Annotated in this window: 22 protein-coding genes and 1 tRNA gene; 12 read left to right on the top strand and 11 right to left on the bottom strand. The window is 40.6% G+C overall.

The window, feature by feature from the left end; translation table 11 throughout:
* Positions 1 to 2: 2 nt before the first annotated feature.
* Positions 3 to 1088: an alkene reductase gene (locus H6G68_RS21120; RefSeq protein WP_190908402.1), complete on the bottom strand. Its 1086-nt coding sequence runs from the start codon at positions 1086 to 1088 to the stop codon at positions 3 to 5.
* A 293-nt stretch (positions 1089 to 1381) separates the two neighbouring features.
* Between H6G68_RS21120 and H6G68_RS21115 the strand changes: the two genes are divergently transcribed.
* The 3 genes from H6G68_RS21115 to H6G68_RS21105 are packed head-to-tail and all read left to right on the top strand — an operon-like array spanning position 1382 to position 3997.
* Entirely contained in the window at positions 1382 to 2380 is a 999-nt protein-coding gene (locus H6G68_RS21115; protein ID WP_190908401.1) for a GDP-mannose 4,6-dehydratase, read from the top strand.
* A gap of 9 nt (positions 2381 to 2389) precedes the next feature.
* Positions 2390 to 3577, top strand: a complete 1188-nt coding sequence (locus H6G68_RS21110) for a glycosyltransferase (RefSeq protein WP_190908400.1) — start codon at positions 2390 to 2392, stop codon at positions 3575 to 3577.
* A 48-nt stretch (positions 3578 to 3625) separates the two neighbouring features.
* Positions 3626 to 3997: a hypothetical protein gene (locus H6G68_RS21105; protein ID WP_190908399.1), complete on the top strand. Its 372-nt coding sequence runs from the start codon at positions 3626 to 3628 to the stop codon at positions 3995 to 3997.
* A gap of 34 nt (positions 3998 to 4031) precedes the next feature.
* Here H6G68_RS21105 and H6G68_RS21100 read toward each other — a convergent pair whose 3' ends face one another.
* The gene (locus H6G68_RS21100) at positions 4032 to 4472 is read right to left on the bottom strand and encodes a hypothetical protein (protein WP_190908398.1); all 441 of its coding nucleotides are present in this window, start codon (positions 4470 to 4472) and stop codon (positions 4032 to 4034) included.
* Between the two features lie 474 nt (positions 4473 to 4946).
* Here H6G68_RS21100 and H6G68_RS21095 point away from each other — a divergent pair, with 474 nt between their 5' ends.
* The 7 genes from H6G68_RS21095 to tnpA all read left to right on the top strand — a co-directional run bounded on the left by H6G68_RS21095 (position 4947) and on the right by tnpA (position 13294).
* The gene (locus H6G68_RS21095) at positions 4947 to 5291 is read left to right on the top strand and encodes a hypothetical protein (RefSeq protein WP_190908397.1); all 345 of its coding nucleotides are present in this window, start codon (positions 4947 to 4949) and stop codon (positions 5289 to 5291) included.
* A gap of 55 nt (positions 5292 to 5346) precedes the next feature.
* On the top strand, positions 5347 to 7473 hold the full coding sequence (locus H6G68_RS21090; protein ID WP_190908396.1) for a pentapeptide repeat-containing protein: 2127 nt from the start codon (positions 5347 to 5349) through the stop codon (positions 7471 to 7473).
* A 190-nt stretch (positions 7474 to 7663) separates the two neighbouring features.
* Entirely contained in the window at positions 7664 to 8158 is a 495-nt protein-coding gene (locus H6G68_RS21085; protein ID WP_127055730.1) for a hypothetical protein, read from the top strand.
* 100 nt (positions 8159 to 8258) lie between these two features.
* On the top strand, positions 8259 to 11129 hold the full coding sequence (locus H6G68_RS21080; RefSeq protein WP_190908395.1) for a pentapeptide repeat-containing protein: 2871 nt from the start codon (positions 8259 to 8261) through the stop codon (positions 11127 to 11129).
* Positions 11130 to 11211: 82 nt separating this feature from the next.
* Positions 11212 to 11634: a DUF1636 domain-containing protein gene (locus tag H6G68_RS21075; RefSeq protein ID WP_190908394.1), complete on the top strand. Its 423-nt coding sequence runs from the start codon at positions 11212 to 11214 to the stop codon at positions 11632 to 11634.
* Between the two features lie 141 nt (positions 11635 to 11775).
* A complete protein-coding gene (locus H6G68_RS21070) occupies positions 11776 to 12522 on the top strand; it encodes a cobalt-precorrin-6A reductase (RefSeq protein ID WP_190908393.1) in 747 nt (248 codons plus the stop codon).
* Positions 12523 to 12832: 310 nt separating this feature from the next.
* Entirely contained in the window at positions 12833 to 13294 is a 462-nt protein-coding gene (gene tnpA, locus H6G68_RS21065) for an IS200/IS605 family transposase (protein WP_190908392.1), read from the top strand.
* A 104-nt stretch (positions 13295 to 13398) separates the two neighbouring features.
* On the opposite strand, the gene H6G68_RS21060 is transcribed toward tnpA, so the two are convergent.
* A tRNA-Val gene (locus H6G68_RS21060) sits at positions 13399 to 13472 on the bottom strand.
* 69 nt (positions 13473 to 13541) lie between these two features.
* Positions 13542 to 13721 (bottom strand): hypothetical protein, encoded by a 180-nt coding sequence (locus tag H6G68_RS21055; RefSeq protein ID WP_190908391.1) that lies wholly within the window; start codon positions 13719 to 13721, stop codon positions 13542 to 13544.
* Between the two features lie 101 nt (positions 13722 to 13822).
* Here H6G68_RS21055 and H6G68_RS21050 point away from each other — a divergent pair, with 101 nt between their 5' ends.
* Positions 13823 to 14791 carry a pentapeptide repeat-containing protein gene (locus H6G68_RS21050; protein WP_190908390.1) on the top strand — a complete coding sequence of 323 codons (969 nt, stop codon included), beginning with the start codon at positions 13823 to 13825 and terminating at the stop codon, positions 14789 to 14791.
* Positions 14792 to 15190: 399 nt separating this feature from the next.
* Positions 15191 to 15979 (top strand): SDR family NAD(P)-dependent oxidoreductase, encoded by a 789-nt coding sequence (locus tag H6G68_RS21045; RefSeq protein ID WP_190908389.1) that lies wholly within the window; start codon positions 15191 to 15193, stop codon positions 15977 to 15979.
* Positions 15980 to 16114: 135 nt separating this feature from the next.
* On the opposite strand, the gene H6G68_RS21040 is transcribed toward H6G68_RS21045, so the two are convergent.
* From H6G68_RS21040 to H6G68_RS21010, 7 genes are all read right to left on the bottom strand, one after another.
* Positions 16115 to 16894, bottom strand: coding sequence for a photosystem II electron transport protein, Sll1252 family (locus tag H6G68_RS21040; RefSeq protein WP_190908388.1), 780 nt, complete (start codon positions 16892 to 16894; stop codon positions 16115 to 16117).
* Between the two features lie 111 nt (positions 16895 to 17005).
* On the bottom strand, positions 17006 to 17506 hold the full coding sequence (locus H6G68_RS21035; protein WP_190908387.1) for a hypothetical protein: 501 nt from the start codon (positions 17504 to 17506) through the stop codon (positions 17006 to 17008).
* 103 nt (positions 17507 to 17609) lie between these two features.
* Positions 17610 to 17987, bottom strand: coding sequence for a hypothetical protein (locus H6G68_RS21030; protein ID WP_190908386.1), 378 nt, complete (start codon positions 17985 to 17987; stop codon positions 17610 to 17612).
* A 230-nt stretch (positions 17988 to 18217) separates the two neighbouring features.
* A complete protein-coding gene (locus H6G68_RS21025; RefSeq protein WP_190908385.1) occupies positions 18218 to 20122 on the bottom strand; it encodes a TolC family protein in 1905 nt (634 codons plus the stop codon).
* Between the two features lie 124 nt (positions 20123 to 20246).
* Positions 20247 to 21806, bottom strand: coding sequence for a circadian clock protein KaiC (kaiC, locus tag H6G68_RS21020; RefSeq protein ID WP_190908384.1), 1560 nt, complete (start codon positions 21804 to 21806; stop codon positions 20247 to 20249).
* A gap of 76 nt (positions 21807 to 21882) precedes the next feature.
* Entirely contained in the window at positions 21883 to 22197 is a 315-nt protein-coding gene (gene kaiB / locus H6G68_RS21015; protein ID WP_190716823.1) for a circadian clock protein KaiB, read from the bottom strand.
* Positions 22198 to 22407: 210 nt separating this feature from the next.
* Entirely contained in the window at positions 22408 to 23001 is a 594-nt protein-coding gene (locus tag H6G68_RS21010) for a KaiA family protein (protein ID WP_190908383.1), read from the bottom strand.
* Positions 23002 to 23128: the final 127 nt, after the last annotated feature.

The raw sequence follows: 23128 nt of genomic DNA, 5'->3' as shown, positions 1-23128 counted from the left end.
TGCTAAGATTCTAAGAAAGCATAATCAGTATATCCTGTAGCATCGGCAGCATAAAACGTTTTTGGATCTGGTGTATTCAATTCAGCGTTAATTTGTAAGCGTTTTGGTAAGTCTGGATTAGAGATAAATAACTTGCCAAAAGAGACTAAATCTGCGATACCACTAATGATAATGAGATCGCTGGTGATGCCATCATACCCACCATTAGAAATGATAGTTCCTGGGTAAATCGGGCGAAACTCAGTAATGACAGGATTCAACACCTCACGGGTAGCTAAATCAACTTCATTCGGTTCCATCAAGTGCAGATAAGCAAGTCCAAAAGAGTTAAGCGCCTTGATCACATAGCTAAAAGTTGCTTGAGGATTGCTATCTTGCATCCCGTAAAATGTATTACTAGGTGAAAGTTTAATACCGACTCGTTCACCCCCCCAAACATCAACAACCGCAGCTACCACCTCCAAAAGAAACCTGCTGCGATTCTCAATGGAACCACCATACTCATCAGTACGTTGGTTAGAGCCATCTTGTAAAAATTGGTCAATTAAATAACCAAAAGCACCGTGAAGTTCAACACCATCAAAACCAGCAGCCAAAGCATTTTTCGCCCCTTGGCGGAATTGCTCAACGATTCCAGTAATTTCCTCGATTTCTAAAGCACGAGGAGTTTCTAAAGAAACCTTACCAATAGGCGTATGTAATGAACCAACTCCTGCGATCGCACTAGGTGCAACAGGCAACTCACCACCCAACAAAGACGAGTGGGAAACTCTACCAGAATGCCAAAGTTGCAGAAAAATTCTTCCTCCTTGTTCATGGACAGCATCTGTCACCAAGCGCCATCCTGCCACCTGTTCTTCTGAGTAAATGCCCGGACAATTCATGTAGCCTAAACTGAGAGGAGACACCATCGTGCATTCTGTAACAATTAACCCTGCACTGGCGCGTTGAGCGTAATAAGTCGCCATCAGCGAGTTAGGGATACTGTCAATTGCCCTTAACCGAGTCATAGGAGCCATAACAATCCGATTGGGTAGGATATAGGCTCCCAGCTGAACAGGTGCGAAAAGATTGAGATTGCTACTCATTTGGTCAAATCTTTAAAATAGACAGCCAAAATTAATATATTCATAAATCTTTAATAAATGTTTAAGAAATTTCCGAAATCTCACTAATGGAAAAACCAATTTTTCTGTAAAAATAATACTAAATATACTATAGACATCTCCGCATTCGTGAGATACAGCCACAAAGATTTAAGATCAAGTCCGGTTAATTGCTTATTAAAAAACTCGACCCGTCCCCCCATCCCCGCGTCTCCGTGTCAGCCCCATTCCCTATTCCCTCCCCTAACTAGATAATTTATTTTGCACGACTACTTATGACAAAAACAGCCCTAATTACAGGCATTACAGGTCAAGATGGCTACTATCTCAGTCATTTACTGCTTAACCAAAATTATCGAGTCGTAGGCTTGGTATCCCCCCATCGACAACCTAATTTGTCAAAATTGGGCAGTCTAGCAGACAAGGTAGAAATTTACACCGTTGATTTAAGAGATAGTGCGGGTTTATTAACTGCTGTGGAACAACTACAGCCCCACGAAATTTACAATTTAGCTGCGCCGAGTTTTGTTCCCGATTCCTGGCATGATCCTTTAGGAACTCTCGATCTGATCACCGGCACTGCTACGCGGTTATTAGACGCAATCCGGCAAGTTGGTTTATCTACAAGGTTTTATCAAGCCAGCAGTTCAGAAATGTTTGGGGATGTTGATGTATCTCCTCAAGATGAAGAAACTACCTTCCGTCCCAAAAATCCCTATGCGGCAGCAAAATTACACGCTCACTGGACTATGGTGCATCACCGACAGCGTTATGGTTTGTTTGCTTGTAGTGGTATTTTGTATAACCATGAATCTCCTCTACGTCCTCCTCAGTTTGTGACACGCAAAGTATCTTTAGCGGTAGCATCGATTAAATTGGGTTTAACCCAAACCTTAGAAATGGGTAACTTGGATGCCAAACGTGATTGGGGTTTTGCTGGAGATCATGTTGAAGCTATGTGGCGAATGCTACAGGTTGATGAGCCGGAGGAATATGTGATTGGCACAGGTAAACTCCACAGTGTTAGAGAATTAATCGCCACGGCTTTTGATTGTGTGGAACTAGATTGGCGAAATCACGTAGTTACTAATAGCAATTTGTTACGCGCAGATGAACATTTTGAACTCGTTGCTAACCCTAGTAAAGCCAAACAAAATCTTGGCTGGGAACCAAAAGTTAGTTTTGAACAACTTTTAGAAAAGATGGTAAAAACAGATTTGGAAGGTTTGCAAAGTGGCAAAGTTACGCCATTTATATCGGCTCTACCAAAATAATATTCAACAATGCTAATTAATAAAGTGGCAGATAAAGTAACTTCAAGTGGAAAATTTAACGAGAGAGCCAATCATGTATTTGTGTTCTTAGAAATTTTTGCCCTTGAAGGTGGAATTCAATCCTATGTTAAGGATATTTTTCGCGCCTATTTGGGATTAAACCAAAGTTGTAAAGCGGAAGTTTTTTTGTTGCGGGATAGTCCTGATTGTGTTAATCCTTTTGCCTCAGAAAATTTAAAATTTCATTATTTTAAAGATAATTCCCCCAAAATAGGGAGAGTTAAATTGGCTTTGGCATTATTTCGATATCTAATCCAAAACCGACCACAACAGGTTTTCTGTGGTCATATTAAGTTAGCGGGACTTATCCAAATTTTATGTCAGCCCTTGGGTATTCCTTATACTGTATTAACTTATGGCAAGGAAGTCTGGGAACCGCTAAAAAATCAAGAACGACGTGCGTTGGCTTCAGCTTCGGCAATTTGGACAATTAGCCGCTATAGTCGAGATCGTGCTTGTGCGGCTAATGGCATCGATCCTCTTCAGGTAAAGATGTTACCTTGTGCTATTGATGGGGATAAATTTACTCCAGGCTTTAAAGCACCAGAATTAGTTGAGAAGTATGGCTTAAATAATGCCAAGGTATTAATGACTGTAGCGCGTTTATGGTCTGGGGATATTTACAAAGGTGTAGATGTCACAATTAGAGCATTACCGCAAATTATCCAGGTGGTTCCAGAGGTAAAATATTTGGTGATTGGCCGTGGTGATGACCAACCACGATTAGCTCAGTTAGCACAAGATTTAGGTGTGAGCGATCGCGTAATCTTTGCCGGTTTTGTGCCTACAGAAGCATTAATGTTACACTACCGTCTAGCGGATGCCTATGTTATGCCCTCTCAAGAAGGCTTTGGCATAGTTTACCTAGAAGCAATGGCTTGTGGTGTCCCAGTTTTATCTGGTGACAATGATGGCTCGGCTGATCCCTTACAAGATGGTAAACTAGGATGGAGAGTACCACACCGTAACCCCGATGCAGTAGCAGCAGCTTGTATAAAAATTCTTCAAGGTCAGGATCAACGTTGTCATGGTGAATGGTTACGAGAGCAAGCGATCGCTATTTTTGGTATACAAGCCTTTCAACAACGCCTACAACAAATGCTCCTCTCCTCCTCTTTACTGACCAATGACCAATGACCAATGACCAATGACTAAGATAGAGTGAAAGTCGAAAAAATTTGAGAAATGCGCCTTAATAACTTTCAATTGAATCTTGATAAACTCCGCCCTTGGCTGACACTATTAGCAGTGTTCTGGCTGTTAGCATCATTGGGCTTAGGCTGGTTAGTTAATTCTTTACTCATTATTGTGGGACTGTTGCTGGTGACACCAGTTATAGCCTACGTTGGGTTTCGCTGGTGGCTACAACGTAACTTAGTTGCTGACAACTGTCCCGTCTGCGGATTTGAATCGACAGGTTTAAATAACAGCCAGCTACAGTGTCCAAATTGCGGAGAACAGCTATTAGTACAAAATAGTAAATTTCGCCGCTTCACACCAGACGGCACAATTGATATCACCGCAGTTGAAGTCCCAGCCACATCAATAGAAGATTAACTGTCAGATTGACGCTCAAGACAAAGATTACGACTTACTTATTTTGTTGCTTTTGTTGCGAAATCGATAGTGTATAGCTATACTGCTGCTGGGATAAATCGCCTATATAGAGCGAGTATTCCCCAGCCTGCCAAAAACCAGCAAGTTCTGGCTTATCTCCTGAGTAATTATCTGCCATCACACAAAAGCGCCCCCCAGGCCCGTCAATTAACAGTGTGGGCTTTCCCTGGCTCTGAACTGTTAATCGTAAATAAGGTAGTGGTTCTTTAACCCTAATAACTTGACTGGGTGCAGTGGTAATATTTCCGCAATTGCTCTTGACATTTCCCCCAGACGTTCCATTGACAATAGTCGGGTCTGTCTGGAGATTTTTATCAATTAGAATTATGGGAGTTTGGGCGAAACTAACTTGGTTAAAAACCAAACTCATCGCCAAGGCTGCGGGAACAAGGGTCAATAGCCTTAAAGTCTTCATTTTAATTAATGCTCCCGACTGTTGATATAAAAATTTATAAATTATCTCTATCTGTCTCTAAAGACGTAAGCCAGCCGATTTTGTTCCGACAGAGAAGGTATAAATTTTTAAGTAATTGGACAAAATTAAAATAATTCGTAATCAGGGAACAGGGAACAGGGAACAGGGAACAGGTGACAGGTGACAGGTAATTCTTAATTTTCCCCGCGTCCCTGTGTCCCCGCGTCAGGGACTTAAACCCCCTGAATTAGTTAAAATATCCTGAAATGTGAGCAGAAAGACAGAAAAGTTTTGCTGATACCCAAACTCTTGTTTTACAACCTCTAGTAAATTAACGGCGAAATACATTATTTTTCCTAACTACAGAGGTACTGCACATATAAACATTAGCTAAAATCACTAAAACAACTGCCAAATAAGGGATTTGGTGGATTGGTTGTAAAATAAGTGTCCTAGCTGAAGTAAATAAGATTTATGAATCCGCAATCTGAAGAAGACTGGCAACGTCGTCTCCAAAAGCTAGAAGAGGAGATGAATTCATTTTCCCCAACCCCTGCCCAACCAGAAACACAACAACAGACACCCCCGTCTAGGTTTGCCAAATTGAACTTATATCTAGAGCGATCGCGTTTATGGTTCCAAAGTTTAGCGGGGATAAAAAAAGTTGCTGTTGCCGGTTTGGCGATCTTTTTGGGCTTTTTGGTGCTACAAACAGTGTTTAAACTTGTGGCATCTGTAATTAGTCTGGCACTGTTGGCAGTCTTAGTGTATCTTGGATACAAATTTTTTGTGTCTAATAGCTTTCAAAATAAGCAATAGTCTATTTTAACCGCGCCGAGAGTGGCGTAAACATAAAGTCAAAGGGAAATATGCAATGACGACTCCAACTGTCAGGACAAATATTAATCAATCTAGCCAGTCCAAAAAACCAGAAAAAGCGAATTCCCTGCCCCTAGTAACAAGGCGTTTTGCAGCTTGGGCAGTGGAAATGACACTAGTAGCTGCCAGTGGCTTGGTTCCCTTTGGCATGGGTGTTTATGCCAATTCTCGCAGCGATATCAACCGAGTGCCGCTGAATCCAGTGTTAGTAGTCACAGAAAGAGCGATCGCTCGCCCTTTAGCTCTACCCGTAAGTTACGGTATTAGAAATGTGGCCTGGCCGACTAATTTCCTCTGGACAGTCGCCCTATTAGCACCCATCACTCTCTCCTGGTGGCAATTGTATTTACTAGGTAAAACCGGCAGCACCATCCCCAAGCGCAGGTTTGGTGTGCAGGTAGTTAATGAGGAAGGTAACGCCCCCGGTTTGGGCGCTGTAGTCGTGCGGGAAGGACTGGGACGCTGGTCTGTGCCAGTTTCCATCGCCTATCTACTCTGGCGCTACAGCTTTGCCTTTCCTAACCTAGGTCTGTTCACATTTTTAGCTGTGTTGATGGTGCTAGGAGAAGGCATGGGCTGGCCTTCGCAAAAGCGCCGTCGTGCCTTCCATGATCAGTTAGCAGGTACGTACACCATTGATGCCACAACAGCCAACAAACGGGTTAAACCCACTGTCATTCCTGCCAACGAGGAGTCACCATCAGCAAATGAGGATGGGGTAAATACATCTAGTCAGCAGCCTACCTCAACAGCAGTCAGAACCCGCAGCCCCAATGTCACCCTGTTTTTGGTAGGTCTAGCCAGCATGATTGCTGTTTTGTCAACCTTAGTAGGTACACAAATCTACATCCAAAATCAAGAAAGCCTACGAAAAACCCAGCAACTCAACAGCCAAAAGTTTCTCGAACTGGTAAAACAACTTAATCCTAACGCTGGTGTCACCAATGAGGAACGCCAAAGGGCCATTCTGGTTTTGGGTGGTATCAATGACACACAAGCAATCAAATTTCTTGTGGATTTGCTGGTTACGGAAACTGACCCCAGCACCTTGGATACAATCCAACAGGCTTTGGCAAATATTGGCACCCAAGCTCTGCCAGAATTAAAACGCATGAATCAGTTTCTCTCAGGGGAACTGGAATCAGCAGGTAACAGCCCAAACCGAGAACTTCGACAAAAGCAGTTAACTCTTAATCAACAAGCTATCAATAAGATTTTGACTGTCTATAGTGGCAAAATTAATGACATCGATTTGAGCAGCGCCCAACTTGGGACTACAGGCTCCGAGGCAAGTTCTTTATTCAACTTGGTACTAAACAACACTGATTTATCTGGAGTTATTTTTAAAGCTGCCAATCTGAATCGAGCTAGTTTGACCGGTAGTCGCTTCCGCAGTGTAGGTGAAGATGGACGTTGGGATACCTATGATGATGTCATCGCTGATTTGAGTAAAACTCAGTTGAAGCAAGCCAACCTCTCGGAGGCTAATCTCAGTCGAGTATTGATGAACCGCAGCGACTTAAGCCGCGCTACCCTTAACAAAGCTAACTTATCCAATGCCCGTCTCGTGGCTGCAAACCTCAGCAGCGCCCAGCTAATCGGCAGCGATTTACAGAAAGCAGTCTTAGAAAATGCCAGCCTCACCGGGGCGGATATCAGTGATGCTAAATTAATGGAAGCTAATTTATACGCCGCTCATTTAGGGCGTGTTTCTGCGATCGGCACACAGTTATCCTATGCCAATTTAACTAACACCGATTGGCAAGGCTCGGACTTATCTGAAGCTTATTTGGATAATGCTAATCTTAGCAATGCTAACTTCAGTACTGCTCGTCTCTCTGGTGCTGTTTTACGCTCTGCCCACATGGAAAACGCCAACCTGCGAAATGCTGATTTAAGTCGTGCAGATTTACGGGGAGCAAATTTGAACGGAGCAGATTTTCAAGGTACTATTCTCTTCCCTGCCAAACAAGACCCCGCAGATCAATTTGTCCAAACTTCCGATCTCGGTTCACAAGCGGCTATAGTCCAGGGCGTTGATTTTACTCAAGCCAAAAATCTAGATCCCAACCAACTGGCTTTCATTTGTACTAAAGGTGGCATTCATCCCCGTTGTCCATAGTATTAGGTGACAGGTGACAGGTGACAGGTGACAGGGAAGAGAGTAAGGGAAGTAGGGGAGTAGAGAAGAATAACTTCTATCTATTCCCAATCACCAATCACCAATCACCAATCACCAATCACCAATCACCAATCACCGTTAAGAGTAATATAGGTAACATATTTATATAAATGGTGTCAGGAGTTCGCTCATGAAGCATCTTAAACATTTAGTTTCAGTTCTAGGGGTTGGTGCGGTTTTGAGTCTGACTATCAATAATCAACCAGCACAAGCTCAAGTAGCTTATGGTAGCTATGTTGGTATTGGTCCAACATTAGGGCTAAGTGATGGTACTCAACTTGGTGGAGTTTTGGCTGCCCGTTACAAGTTACTAGAAACACCAGTTTCTTTCCGCGCTCAAGCTTTAATTGGTCAAGGTACAGCAGTTGTGCCTACAGTTTCTTATGATGTTCCTCTCAATTGGCAAACTGATGTTTACTTGGGTGCTGGGATGGTCTTAACTAGTGGGAATACAGCTTCCCCTGTGGGTAATAAGATTAGCTTTGCTTTGCAGCCGGGAATTGATTATGTAGTTCCTAATAGCAATACTGTGATTTTTGGTAATGCTATTATCGCTTTTGATGCCTACCGCAATGGTGGAGGTACTGCTCTATCTTTGCAAGGTGGTGTGGGTTTAAGATTTTAAATAATAAAAAAGTAGGTTGGGTTAAGCGACAGCACAACCCAACAAAAGTATTAATAATGTTGGGTTTCCTTACGTCAATCCAACGTACTTTCAAAACATTATGAGCGACACATCAGGGATTCTCATCAAAAAGCCAGTTTCACTATTAAATAAAAAAATTAACTTTAACTTCGGAAGTTTCTTTACAGCATTAACCAAAGCTGGTGCAAATGCGACTGTTGCAAATTTTGGTAATATACCAGAAAATTTTGTGGAAGTTTTCGCCGCAGTTGGGTTAGGTAAAGAGCCTGGAGAAGTTGCTTGGGATTTAATTCTTCGGGCTTTAATTCAAGCAATGTGGACTTTAGCAGAAGAGAGAAAAGATTTATTACAAGATGCTGATAATAAAGATATTCAAACAATAGTTAATCATCGTTTAGAGCAATGTTTAAAAAAGTTAGAATCACAAGAAATAACAATTGATATTAACTTTTTTGATCATCCTGAAAATTTGGTAATTGTTGAAGAAATTAAAACACCTTTTGCTCAATGGTTAGAAAGCTTTGGTGTAAGTTCAGCAGAAGCGAAAGTTATTAGTAATCAAATTCCCGCTCAGTTTGTCTATGCACTGCACAAAGAATGGTTAAAAAATAGTGATCAATATCAATCTTTAATAAATAACCTCAACAGTCCTTTTGTTAAAGCCACTGAACGACAACAAGCATGGAAAATTTATAGCGCGTGGCTGGAAAACCAAGTTAATGAAAGGATGTTTGATGAAGCCTTTGGTTTAAAACAGGTTTATGTGCCGTTGCGGGCTTATTATAAACGCAAAATTAAGGTTAAAAAAACTGAAACTTTTGGTAGAGAAGAAGAGAAAATTGAGCAGGTTGTTGTTGATTTAGAAACAGAAGTAGAAAATTGGTTAAATAAAGCTGACTCTCAAGATGCTATGAGGGTGATTAGTGGTGGACCCGGAAGTGGTAAATCTTCCTTTGCCAAAATATTTGCAGCTAACCAAGCTAAAAAGGGAGAAGTTAGAGTTTTATTTATTCCCTTACATCGGTTTGAAATTACAGATAATTTAGTTAATGCCGTTGGTAATTTTGTTTTGAGTAATGGTTTTATTAAAGAGAATCCTTTAGAAGGAAATGATTTTGAATCACGATTATTAATTATCTTTGATGGGTTAGATGAATTGGCAATGCAGGGTAAACATGGGGCTGAAGTTGCTAAAGAGTTTCTTCTGAAAGTTGAGAGAAATTTAGATAATTTTAATCAACGGGAAACTCGTTTACAAGTTTTGATTACTGGACGCGATTTAACGATCCAGGCAAATAGCAGTTTATTGGATAACTCATCACAAGAAATATTGTATGTTTTGCCTTATTTTATAGAAGAAAATGAGAAATATAATTATAGTGATGAGCAAAATTTATTAGAGAATGACCAAAGAAATTTATGGTGGCAGGGTTATGGTGAAGCCAAGGGGATAAAATATACTGGCTTACCATCGGATTTAAATCAGGGAAAGCTAAGAGAAATTACTGCTCAACCTTTGTTAAATTATTTGGTGGCTTTAAGTTTTGCTCGTGGTGAAGTAGATTTTTCAGCAGATAGTAATTTGAATAGTATTTATGCAGATTTACTTAAAGCAGTTTACGAACGTAAATGGGCAGATAAGAAAAAACATCCCATAAATCAAGAATTTGGAATCAAAGATGAGGAAGAATTTGCAGAAGTTTTAGAAGAAATTGCTTTGGCTTGTTGGCACGGAGACGGAAGAACTACAACAGTTAGTAAAATTGAGAAAATTTGTAGTGATAATAATCATTTAAAAAATCTTTTTGCTGAATATCAGCAAGCAGCAGAAGCAGGTATAACTCGTTTATTAACAGCCTTTTATTTCCGCCAAAGTGGGGTGAGGGAACAGGAGAAAACTTTTGAATTTACTCATAAGAGTTTTGGTGAATATTTGACAGCTAGACGGATAGTAAGAGAATTATATTTGATTCATGAACAGTTAGAAGAACGTCAAAAAAATCGCCGTAAAGGATGGGATGAAAAAGCGGCTTTAAAACAATGGGCTATTTTGTGTGGTATATCTCCTCTAAATGAATATCTATTTAGCTTTATTTTTGATGAAATACGTTTACAAGAACTAGGAAATGTTGCCAAATGGCAGCAAAATTTATGCGATTTGATTAGTTTTATGTTACGTGATGGGATGCCGATGGAAGAATTAAAGTTAGCTAATTTTTATGAAGAAAATCGGCAAGCACGAAATGCAGAAGAAGCATTATTAGTTGTGTTGAATGCTTGTGCTAGAGTGACAAAGAAAGTTTCCGAGATTAAATGGCATTCTCCTCAAGATTTTGGTGTATGGATTTCTCGGTTGAGGGGACAAAGATTGAATAATGAGGTATTTTGTTTAAGATTCTTGAATTTTTTAGATTTACAAAACTGTATTCTCGGTTTTCAAGATTTTTACAATGCGGATCTTCAAAGGGCAAATCTTCAAAGAGCAAATCTTCAAAGAGCAAATCTTCAAAGAGCAAATCTTCAAAGAGCAAATCTTCAAAGAGCAAATCTTCAAGAGGCTGATTTTCGAGGGGCGTATCTTGGAGGCGCGGATCTTCAACGAGCGTATTTTGGAGGTGCAAATCTTCAGGGGGCAAATTTTCAAGAGGCTGATTTTCGAGGGGCAAATCTTGAATGGACTAATCTTGAAGGGGCGAATCTGCGACAGGTAAATTTTCAGGGAGCGAATCTTCAATGGGCAAATCTTCAAGAGGCTGATTTTCGAGGAGCAAATCTTCAGGGTGTGAATCTTCAATGGGCAAATCTTCAAGAAGCTGACTTTCGAGGGGCAAATCTTCAAGAGGCTGATTTTCGAGGGGCGTATCTTCAAGGGACGAATGTTAAACGAACTATTCTGGAAGGTAAAGATTTAACGAAATTGAATACAGACACAGATTCCAGCACCGTGTGACAACAGCCGATATCATCAAAAGCTGTGTGAGTCAAAATGCTGGCAGTATAATTATAAATTGTGCAAATCTGCGAGGATACAGATGACTGCTGCTAACATTTCTCCAATTTCCCCTACTAGTAACATCGGTGTAGCTTCTCATAGTCTCTTTGTTTGTAAAACCTGCGCCAGTGTTTGGCAAGATGGTAAGCGTGTCGGTGAAAGCGGTGGTCAAAAACTTTTACAAGAAATTCAGAAACTTGCCCAAGATTGGGATTTACGCGATGATTTCCCCATCAAAGAAGTTGAATGTATGAGTGCTTGTAACCGTTCCTGTGTGGTCGCTTTTGCCGGTCAGGGTAAGTTAACTTATCTATTCGGTGATTTGCCTATTGAGGGTTGTGCTGAGGCTGTGCTGAAATGTGCTAGTCAATACTACACTAAGCCTGATGGTGTCCTACCTTGGTCAGAACGCCCAGAACCTCTTAAAAAGGGCATTTTGGCTAGAATTCCGACAATTAATTGACCTTTTTCCTGATTTCTCTCTGCGACTCTGCGCTACGCCAGTTGCTACAACGCGGGAAACCCGCGCAACGCACCGGCTCCTCTGCGTGAGAAAAAAATGTGATTCATTTACCTGAAAAATAGATAAAAATCCAAAATAGCTATGTTGCGTGTTTTGATTCTGGGTGGAACTGGTGACGCTGCGGAATTATCTGCAAGGGTGGCGAATATTTCTGGAGTTGAAGCGATCGCATCTTTAGCCGGTCGTACCCGTGAACCTTCTACCCCTGTTGGTAATTTCCGTATCGGCGGTTTTGGTGGTGTGGAAGGATTGGCTAGTTATCTGCATCAAATGCAAATTGATGTGTTAATTGATGCTACTCATCCTTTTGCAAATCAGATTTCCTGGAATGCAGCAAATGCAGCAACGATAGCAGGTATTCCCCGTTTAATGATGATTCGTCCTACTTGGGAAAAAGAGGAGGAAGATATCTGGATAGAAGTAGAAAATATTATCGATGCAGCCGCAGCGTTGAACAATCAAGCGCAAAGGGTATTTTTGACTATTGGGAGACAAGAAATTTCTGCTTTTTCCCATTTGCAGGAAATGTGGTTTTTGATGCGAATGATCGATCCACCTAACCCTGATGTTGTATTACCTCCAGGAATTGTGTTGTGCGCTATCGGTCCCTTTACTTTAGCAAAGGAAAGAGAAATTTTAAGTAGTTATCAAATTGATACTATTGTCAGCAAAAATAGTGGTGGTAATGCCACTTATGCCAAAATTATCGCTGCGCGGGAAATGGGTATAAAAGTTGTGATGGTAAACCGTCCACCTATACCAGCAGGGGAACAAGTCCCGGATGTGGAAAGTGCTGTAAATTGGCTTTTGAGGATGTACGGTGACTAAACTTTCGGTAAGGCAAATTAAGTTTATATTCAGCCACCCCAAGGATGAGGTGGATGATTTGTTGGCGGCTTAATTTATATTTTATAGGTGATTAAGTGGCATATCCAAACCAATGGATATAATTGCATTTTTATATAGCCATTTATTTAGCCAGGGAATAAATTCCCTGTCTTATAGCTAAAGTCGGTTTTAACCGACTGGAATGTGGGAGGAGTTGGGGGTTAAGTGGGGAATTTGATTTAATTATGAATAAATTTGTTGAAAAAATGATAGCTTTTATTATTACAGATTTATTTTTTTAAAATTTATTATGGCTTTATGGCGGTTGTATTATCATATTGTGTGGGCTACGAAAAAACGCGAGCCTTTGATCACCAATGATATAGAGGAAAAATTTTATGGTTATTTAATTGGGAAGGCGGATCATTTAGGTTGTATAATTCATGCTATTGGTGGAATTGAAGACCATATTCATTTGGTGGTTTCTATTCCTCCTAAATTGTCTATTGCTGAATTTGTGAAAACTTTAAAAGGTAGTAGTGCCTATCATTATAATCATTCTTTAGGTAATGTAAAACAACAATTTGGTTGGCAGGAAGGATATGGTGTATTTTCTGTAGGAGGTAAACAATTACAAGAAGCCATTGATTATGTGCATAATCAAAAAATACATCATTTCAATGGAACAACAATTGCATTATTAGAACAAGAAACAGATTTAGATAAACCACCCCAACCTCCAACAAAATCAGTAAATAAATTTACCGACTAATAACCAAAATACATTAAACCCGATTAAACTTAACAAAGTTAGTCGGTTTAAACCGACTTTAGCTATTAGACAGGGAATTTATTCCCTGGCTTTACAGAAAAAAATGGACGGTATTGGATTCGAACCAACGACCCCTACGATGTCAACGTAGTGCTCTAACCAACTGAGCTAACCGTCCTTAACCACATGAACATATAAATTAGCATATACTTTGAGCAATTGTCAAGCATAATTGGCAGCTAATTACTTATTTTGCCTGTAGCTGCTTAAGCTTATTATTCGCCAATGTCAATAATCGCTTTGCTTCAGGATATGCTGTGGTTCCTGATTTTACACTGTTCAACTGAGTGATAATTCCTGAAGCTTCCCCGGTCTGTTGGCGAAGCCTGCCGTCAGGCATAGACATGGGGATTTCTGAAGAGTCCACAATCGATATATAATTAATATGTTGAATATGTTGTTAAAACTACCAATTTCCAACTACATCTTGTTATATTAAGCACGCAAGCAGCAGAAGGCTAAATCATCTTGAGAAGCAATCAATCAAAGCAAAAAGTCAAATCATTATTATGGCTAAAGCGACTTTTACTTTGGGCTGTTTGGCTTAGTGCTTTGATAGTTTTGATAATTACCTTATTTTTTTCCGACCCAATTGCTAACTGGCTTTCAAATTTAGGTTTTATCAAGATACTTGATGCTCTTAGTAAACTGGGGGTGCTGATAGGTGTAACTGTTTTCCTACTTGAACTCCCAAAACGAGAAGAACGAATTCTTTCAGAAATAAAGAGGTCACATTTTGAGTACTGGAAAGCAATCGATGCGGCTGCTGCTTCTGGTACAGTTACTAGCTATGCTAGAAAAATTGCTCTGGAAGAATTAGCCAGAGACGGTGTTTCTTTGCGGAATATAGATGCTCCAAATGCTGATTTAAAACGTATTGACTTAACAGGAGCTAATCTCACAGGAGCTAATCTCACAGGGGCTGATTTGACAGAAGCAATACTTGATGAAGCTAATCTCAACAAAGCTAACCTTTATAGAGCTAGATTTTATGGTGCATCTCTTCTAAAAGCCCAATTGGAAAGTACTGACCTCAGAGAAGTTTTATACGATGAACATACCCAGTTCCCGATAAATTTCAACGCTGCGGCAGCAGGAGCATACTTGATTGCTCCTCATGTTTCTCTTCAAAAAGTTAAACTCTCAAAAGCAATTCTTTGGGGTGTGAATCTTCAGGAAGCTAATCTTGAAGAATCTGATTTTACAGAGGCCAGTTTTCACGGAGCAATCCTTAAAAATGCCAACTTCCAAAGAGCTAATTTGAAAGGAGCAAAGTTTGGAAATGCTAACCTTGAAGGAGCAAAACTTAATAACGCCAATATACAAGGAGCTAATTTTTGGAATGCTAAAGGTTTAACTATAGAACAAGTTAAATCTGCCCAAAATTGGGAAACAGCAGAGTACAGTAAGAATTTCAGGGAAAAGCTAGGTTTATAAGGATTTTAGCTGAACTTCTCAGCCATCGCCGCAAATGTTTTTGAGTTAATTACCACTAGTATTCCCTTTCTTCGCTGAAAATCATTACATATAGAAATTATCAGGGAAAAGGGAACTCCTAACAGAGAACCGGGAACAAATCATTTAGTAGGATTGCTATATTCACAAATCAACTTTTTTTAACTACCACAGATTCCAATACTTGTCGGTTAAGCTAAAAACATTAAATCAGGTAGGTTGGGTTGACGTTCTTGTTACCCAACATTTACGGACTTTTGTTGGGTTGCGCTGTCGCTTAACCCAACCTACAAAAACTCTTAACCGAACAGTATTGCCACAGATTCAGAAAAGAGTTGCTACCATAAATAAGGTGATTGAATAAATCAGATAATACCTAAAATGTCAACAGCTTTAGTTACCGGGGCTTCTGGGGGAATTGGCAAAGCTTTTGCAGAAGAACTCGCTGCACGTCAAACAAATCTTGTTCTGATTGCACGTTCAGCAGAGAAGTTGGAAGAAATAGCCACACAATTACAACAAAAACACAAAGTTAAAGTCGAGATTATAGCCAAAGACTTAACCGAACCTAATGCCACTAATGATGTATTTGATTTGCTCAAATCTAAAGAATTAACAATTGATTTGTTAATCAATAATGCTGGGTTTGGCGATTATGGCGACTTTGCTGAAAGAGACGGGCAACGACAATTAAATATGATTCAATTAAATATTATGGCATTGGTAGATTTAACTCATAAATTTCTACCTTTAATGCGAGAACGCCGTTCGGGAAGCATTATTAATGTTTCTTCAATTGCGGGATTTCAACCAATGCCTTATCTGTCTGTTTATGCAGCAACTAAAGCTTTTGTCCTTAGTTTCAGTGAAGCATTATGGGCAGAAAATCGTGATTATGGTGTCCGGGTTTTGGTAGTTTGTCCTGGGCCAACAGAAACAGACTTTTTCACAGAAGCTAAGTTTCCCGCAGCTTTGGCAGGTTCAACAAATAAAATAGCCACTCCTAAAGAAGTTGTGGATGATGCTTTGCAAGCTTTAGAAAAAGGTGAATCCACAGTAGTTAGCGGTGGTTTAGGAAATCGAGTCATTGTGAATATGCACAGATTTTTACCAAGAGAATCTTTCGTAAGTTTGTTGGCAAAACAGTTTAAAGTAACTAGTAATTCGTAATTCGTAATAGTGCCTACGGTCCCGCTAGGGATACGTAATTCGTAATTAGAAGAATTACTTGTTCCCTATTCCCTGTTCCCTATTCCCTGTTCCCTGTCACCTGTCACCTGTTCCCTGTTCCCTGTTCCCTGTCACCTACATAAACCTAGTCAATTGCACGCGGTAACGGTCTTTTTTAGTAACAGCGATTTCGCCGACTTCTAAACGTCCTTTACCGCGAATTGCGATTAAATCTCCTGATTTGACTTGAGAACTGGCTTGGGTAATTTCTTTCCAATTGACACGCACATCATTAGAGTCAATTAAATCCACCATTTTGCTGCGAGACATTCCAAAACCGGCAGATGCGATCGCATCTAAACGCAAAGAAGCTTCCACTGTCGTCAATTCTTTTTTCTTTGGTTCCCGGACTTTTAACTCATTAATATCAATCCGCTGGGTTTTCACAGGAACTGAACGCACTTGCTGGAGACTGATTTCCAGAAATTCCGCCAATTCTGGGACGACGATTACCTGCGCCCCTCTCTCTCCCAAAACAATCACATCTCCTGTCTTTTCCCGGACAATTCCCGTCCCCAACATTGCGCCTAAATAGTCGCGGTGAGTTGCGGTATCAAACAGGAAATTACCCGCAATTTCTAAAGCACTGATAGCGACTTGAGATGAATCTAATGGTAATTCAGAACGTGCGATCGCAATTCTTTGGCGTTCTGCTTGAGGATATCCACCCCACGCCACCAAATGCACGTCTGTTAATCGACTAAAAACCCGTTGAATTTCTGCCAACTCTGGCGGAGACAAAAAATCAGTAAAAACCACTTCCCAGGTCTTAATAGCTTGCTCTGCCTGGTCAATCACACGAGCGATACTATCGCGGTTTTCAACACCTTTTAAAAGTTCTTCTCTGGGTAACATGGGGACTGGGTGTAGGGTGTAGGGGAGGCAGCGGAAGAAAATTCATACTCAATACTCAGCACTCGGTACTCGGTACTCAGCACTCGGTACTCGGTACTCGGTACTGACCAATTAATTAGTTTCAGCATAACCCTGGATATTTTCTGGATCAAACTGACGTAATATGCGGGTAGCTTGGCGAGTCAAAGTTTCTGAACCCTCAACTACAATTATGTACTTACCAGCATCCAAGCGGTTGCGGTAGGGTAAAGCATCTCCACCACCTGCAACTAAACCGACTCCACCACCAACAACTACGCTACCCATTGCACCACTACCAGCACCCAGTAGCCCACCAACAACATGATTACCAATTTCCCCCGCCCAAGCAAAGGTATTCAACCCAGTGATGAAACTGAAAGTAAAACCTGCAAAAAAACCAAAGGGAACCAGCCAGAATGCCATAAGTTGCGCTTGCTTTTTGGCTTGCTCTTTCGGGTCAATTAAGCCAAACTCATCAGCGGTTTTGTACCCTCTACCCAGGATACTACTTGTTATGCCCACTTTTTCTAAGTCTAAATAAGCAGCTTCTGCTTGGATACGGTCTGATAATACGGCCACAAGGTAATTCATTGATTTTAATTAAAATAGTAATCTGACAGAGGTTTTGCTTAATTAACAGCGTATCAGCACTGGTTCCATATCTCAGGAGGAAAGCAGCTGCTGGGTAGCTGTATTACTTTAACGAATCTAATGGCTCGCAAAAAGTATTGACACCTTGTTTGAGAATATATATCAAAACTGGGGTTGCTAAAATTTTCGGAAAAGCAGGTATTGTGGTTAGATGTGTCATCATGGCTGGAATTGAGCCGTTCACCAAGTCTTCTCGATATTCTTGTTCACAAATCACCGCACGCCATTTTCTCGCCAAAGCGTCTAACCACTCAGCATTCGTTCTTTCTGGTTGTTGTCCAGCCCGAATTGCTAGAGACATGGCTGCATCTTCTAAGTCTCCGTCACAATCCTCTATCAAGTCTAGCGCTCCCATGGCTTGAGGATCATCTGCCAATTGAGAGCGGAACTGGGCAATTTCTTGAGATGTCACTTTAGTCATGAGTTGTTTTATCTTTTATCAGTTTTCAATTTTCAGTTTTTAGTGGTTATATCAATTCACTTAAATTCAAGCTACAAATAAATCTCTCCATCTTCCCATCTTCCCATCTCCCCGTCACCGCGTCTTCCCTCACTTTACCAAATATAGTCTTTTTGACAAAAAAGCCTCATTTGCTAGTAATTACACTGCTAAATGAGGCTTTTGGCGCTTTTAAAAAAGTTTGTATTTATTTACTGATTAAAAGCTCTGGAAGTGACGTAGCGTTGTAACTCAGTCAAAGCTCGGTTGTAATCCAAAATTGCGCGAATGCGATTACCTTCGGATCTGGTGAGGTCATTTTCTGAGTTAATGACATCAGTTTGAGTACCTACACCTGCTTGGAATCGCAAACGCGCTAACCGTAAAGACTCTTTAGCTTGTTCTAGAGCCGCATTAGCAGTTTGGACGTTTTCTAAATTAGAGCGCTGAGTAGAATAGGCTTGTTCTACTTGAAAGCGAATTTGGTTACGTTGTTCAGAAAAATTAGTTTCAGCGATCGCTATATTAGATTTAGCCTGAGATGCTCTGGCTTTTGCTGCTCCCCCATCGTATAAATTTAGGGTTGCTTGCACGCCGACTGAATAACCATCGCTAACGTTGGTATTATCATTAAACACATCTAACAGGTCATAGCTGGCAACTAAACTAATTTGTGGTCCCAACGAAGCTAAAGCCTGTCTTCTTTGCTGCTCGCTCACATTCCGCTGTGCCAACTGCTGTTGCAGTTCAGGACGGTTTTGATAAGCTAAGACAATACTCTGTTCGAGGGTTTGCTGCCAAAGACCAGCTAACTGTACAGGATCTGCCGCAGTGATATTTGCCGACTGCGGGATATTTAAGCGAGTTGCTAAACGACGACGAGCAATTTCTTGTTGGGAACGAGCATTAGTGAGGTCTTGTTGGGCATTTGCTAAGTTCACCTGCGATCGCAACACATCGAACCGCGTCCCCACACCAGCCCGTTCTAGAGCCTGTGCATCTCGCAAACTCGCCTCAGAATTCTGCACCGCTGACTGAGAAATCCGGACATTTTCATCTGCTCGTTGCAATTCATAGTATTCTATGGCAACATTCAAACGAATATCCTCTGATTGCCGCTCTACATCCAACTCCTGAATGCGGATATTTTCCTCAGCCTCTCTAATAGCAGCGTTTCGTCTCCCAGAGGTATAAAGGTCATATCTCAGTTGTGCTTCACTCGTAAAGCTGGTATCAGATTCAGCGTCCGGTGCATTGGGATTTAACCTCTGTGTTCGTTTAGCTTGCAATGTACTACTACTACTCCGGCTGTTAGTAATACTACCAGTCAGCCCCACCGTTGGCAACAAAGAAGCTTGTTGTTCCTTGAGAGAGCCTCTACTGCGTTCTAACTGCAATATTGACACTTGTAGTTCATTATTATTGCGCTTTGCCAGTTCTAGAGCCTGTGCCAAAGTAATTGGCTGATTGCCCTGAACTGTCACTTCCTCTGGTTTCGTGGGAAATAGTAGAGGATTGGGACTGGGATTCAGGAATTCAGAAGTCTCTGTGGAACCTGTAGGTGCAGGCGTTACAGTGTCTGAGTTTTGAACAGGCTGCTCTGACGTATTAGGCGTTTCTGATTCAGTAGGGGTAGTAGCCTGGGCTAACCGCTCACTGGAGGCGTTTTCTTGTGAACAGTTTGTTGAGGCCAACAGCAAAGCAGCTTGACTGTTCTGCTTTGTCCGTAAACATTTTTTTGCCTCGAATAACTCTGTTAACTTTGTCCCAGTCACTGAACTTGGTAAAACTGTTTTCGGTATTTTGTCTCCTGGCAGACTTTTATGATTAACCCCAGCGATTTCTGGAACAATGTGATTGCCTAAAGACTTCACATTGAGGTTATTGAAATCAAGGGCAGGTACTAAAACTGGAGAACTATCAAGCGCAGTATTGGGTAGTTGTTTATTCATGTTGTCCACAACCGAGGTTTTCCCATCTGTTGCAGTCAATACAATAGGAGAAGAAGTCGTTTTGACTTCACCTACCTTGACAGTACCCGCCCAAGCTGACTGAGTTGTTAATACCGCTGCTGTTACGCCAGGTAAGAAACTATGAAATAATTGCTGTCCTTTCACCGCATCCCCTCACACGAAAATCTATCTAGCGGCAGAAAACTTGTCTTCACACAGAATATAGCACGACAGTGAATTACCCGACGCTGAACGCTTAGACGTTACAGTGCAGGCTTTCCCAACGAATTTAAGAATCAGAACTTTGTTTTTCTTCAAAACGTTTGACAATGCGAGAAAGTTCTGCCTTTTCGTCTATGCTAACGCGGGTAGGAGCGCCACTGACAATTCGTTCGTAATTACGGAAGGAATCTTTAATATTAGGCCCATCAGCCGTAATATTGTACTCCCGAATCCCCTTATCGTGCCACGAACCCCGCATTTTAAAGACGTTGATTGCCCGCGACATTTCACCATGAATTTCTACATACTGCAACATTAAAATTGTATCAGTAATCGTGGAAATGTGAGAGTCAGTAATGGAATGTGACCCCATAAATTGATCACTGGTGTTAGTAAAGAAACCAGTAATCTCTTCTTGTTTAGCATAACCTGTAACACCAATCACAAATTGGCGAAAAGCATTATTACTTACGCCTCTAGCTAGTGCTGAAAGGGAGTCAATGGCAATCCGGGCTGGCTTAAAATCGGCAATTTCTGATTTAATAATTTGTAAGTGATCTTCTAAACCGGTTGATTCGGGATAGGTACAAATTATTTTTAATAAACCTTGGTGTTCTAATTCCTCAAAGTCAATTCCCCAAGAATAAGCATTGCGAGACAGTTGAGCGCGGGATTCTTCATAAGCAAATAATATCGCCCGCTCACCGCTCACACAACCATCTTGAATAAACTTGCTGACTAACAGAGTTTTACCAGTACCTGTGGCTCCTGTGGCTAAAATAATCGAATCTTTAAAGAAACCACCACCACACATTTCATCCAGGGTTTTGACTCCAGAAGATACGCGAACATTTGAAGATCGTTGTGTTAAACGCATCGCTCCTAATGGGAAAATATTGACTCCTGCATTTGTAATGGTGAATGGATATTCGCCTTTCATGTGGGTTGTACCGCGCAATTTGAGAATTTCAATTGTGCGTCGGCGGCGTTCTCCTTCTAAAACGTTGCGAACAATTACTACATTGTCAGAGACAAATTCTTCTACCCCAAAGGAAGCAACTGGCCCATATTCTTCACCACGCTCTGTGGTAATTATGGTGGTAACGTTTAGTTGTTTGAGTCGTGCTACTAGCCGAAAAATTTCTCGTCTTACTACTCCTACGGCTTCATATTGTTGAAATACTGCTGTGATTGAGTCAATTGAAACTCGATGGGCTTTGTATTTGCGAATCGCATATTGTAAGCGCTCAATTAGGGCTGAAAGATCAAAGTTACCGACGATATCTTGACCTTCAGGATCAGGTGATGCATCGAGAATAAACAGTTTTCCTTCTTCAATCAGTCGTTGTAAATTCCAGCCAAAAATATGGGCATTTTTAATAATATCACTGGGTGATTCCTCGAAGGTAACAAATACTCCTGGTTCATCAAAGTAGGTGATGCCATTATACAGAAATTGTAGAGATAATAAAGTTTTACCTGTACCAGAAGTTCCGCTGACTAAGGTTGTTCTACCAACTGGTAAACCGCCATGACTAATATCGTCAAAGCCCTCGATCATTGTGCGAATTTTCTCTACACCCCCAATTAGTGGATTTTTTGGCTCTTTTGGATCTTTGTAACTCATTTTTTATCACATCTGGGTATTTAACCCTGGTTTTTAAATTACTAAAATTTGGACTCGGTTTTTATGAAAAATAGTTTTATTCTTCCCAGTCTTCGTCACTCAATTCTTCATAGAGTAAATCTAATCCTATCAAAACTCTTTCTCTATCTGAAAGATCTCCGATTATTTTGCGGACTGGGGGCGGCAAAATCTTTGATAATGTCGGTGTGGCTAATATTTTATCTTCTTCTGCTAGTTGGGGGTTTTTGAGGACATCGATTACTTTTAAAGCATAAACACCTTTAAATTCTTGTTCTAATATGTTTTTGAGTGTGTTTAATGCTCTCACGGAGTTGGGAGTGTTCCCGGCTACATACAGCTTGAGAACATAGGTTTTTTTGGATTTATTCATAAAGGTACAGGCTAGTTTTGAGAATAGGAATACAAAATACAGCAGATTGCAGATCAATGAGGTACAGAATCAAAATTGAAACTTATACACATTCGCCAGTTTTACTCCTGACTCCTGACTCCTGACTCCTGACTCCTGACTCCTGAATTCTGCTGTATGCTGATGCATTTGTCTGAAGTTAGCGACGATGAAGTGAGGATTTGAGTTTCTTCAGTTGATTTTAGAAACTGCACTTCTATAGGCTTCACAGAGATTTGCCAAAATATCTATTAATGTCAGTCTGTAATCAAGTAATGTTTCGTCGCTCCTTCCTTCTAATTTAAGCTGCTTGGAAAATTCATCAATAAGTTCCATGTGAATTTCTATAATTTTTGGCACAGGAATATTAGCATAAAATAAGGCATTGATAAATCTATCAATGCTAGATTGCAGAGTTTTGTCTGTAAGATAGTAACGTATAAGAATTTGGCGGTAATCTGATTTCAGTTGCTCTAACAATTCCTGCTTATCAGCTTGACTCATGTGCTGAAATGACTGCTGGTTTTTTGGCTTGTTACAGGCTAATACATAGTTATATTTTTCATGATCATTTAACTGTTGATTGGTTTTTTTTTGGGTAATTTTGTCTAAATAGTATATGTTAACAGGGATAGTAATAGGAAAATAAAAACACCACATTTGGGAAATAATGTGATCAATGAGGTTCCACATCTGCCCAATTAAACCTCGTAGATTGATCATGTCAACGGGGGCATATAAATATTTTTTAACATCTGGTAGCCAAATCAATATCGGTAATAACATTTATTGCTTATATAGGAATCCGGTTTGATTACTGATAGCTTGCGTGGCGTAGCCATATTTACTCATGGAGGCTCTTAACTCTTAATAAGAAATAAGGGAAATAAGGATACTAATTTTTTGGAAGTGC

The sequence above is a fragment of the Anabaena catenula FACHB-362 genome (genome assembly GCF_014698735.1).
In the GTDB taxonomy this organism is placed as follows: Bacteria; Cyanobacteriota; Cyanobacteriia; order Cyanobacteriales; family Nostocaceae; genus Anabaena; species Anabaena variabilis_A.
The sequence above is the reverse complement of the archived record's forward strand: the minus strand, read 5'-3'. Positions and strand labels throughout refer to the sequence as shown.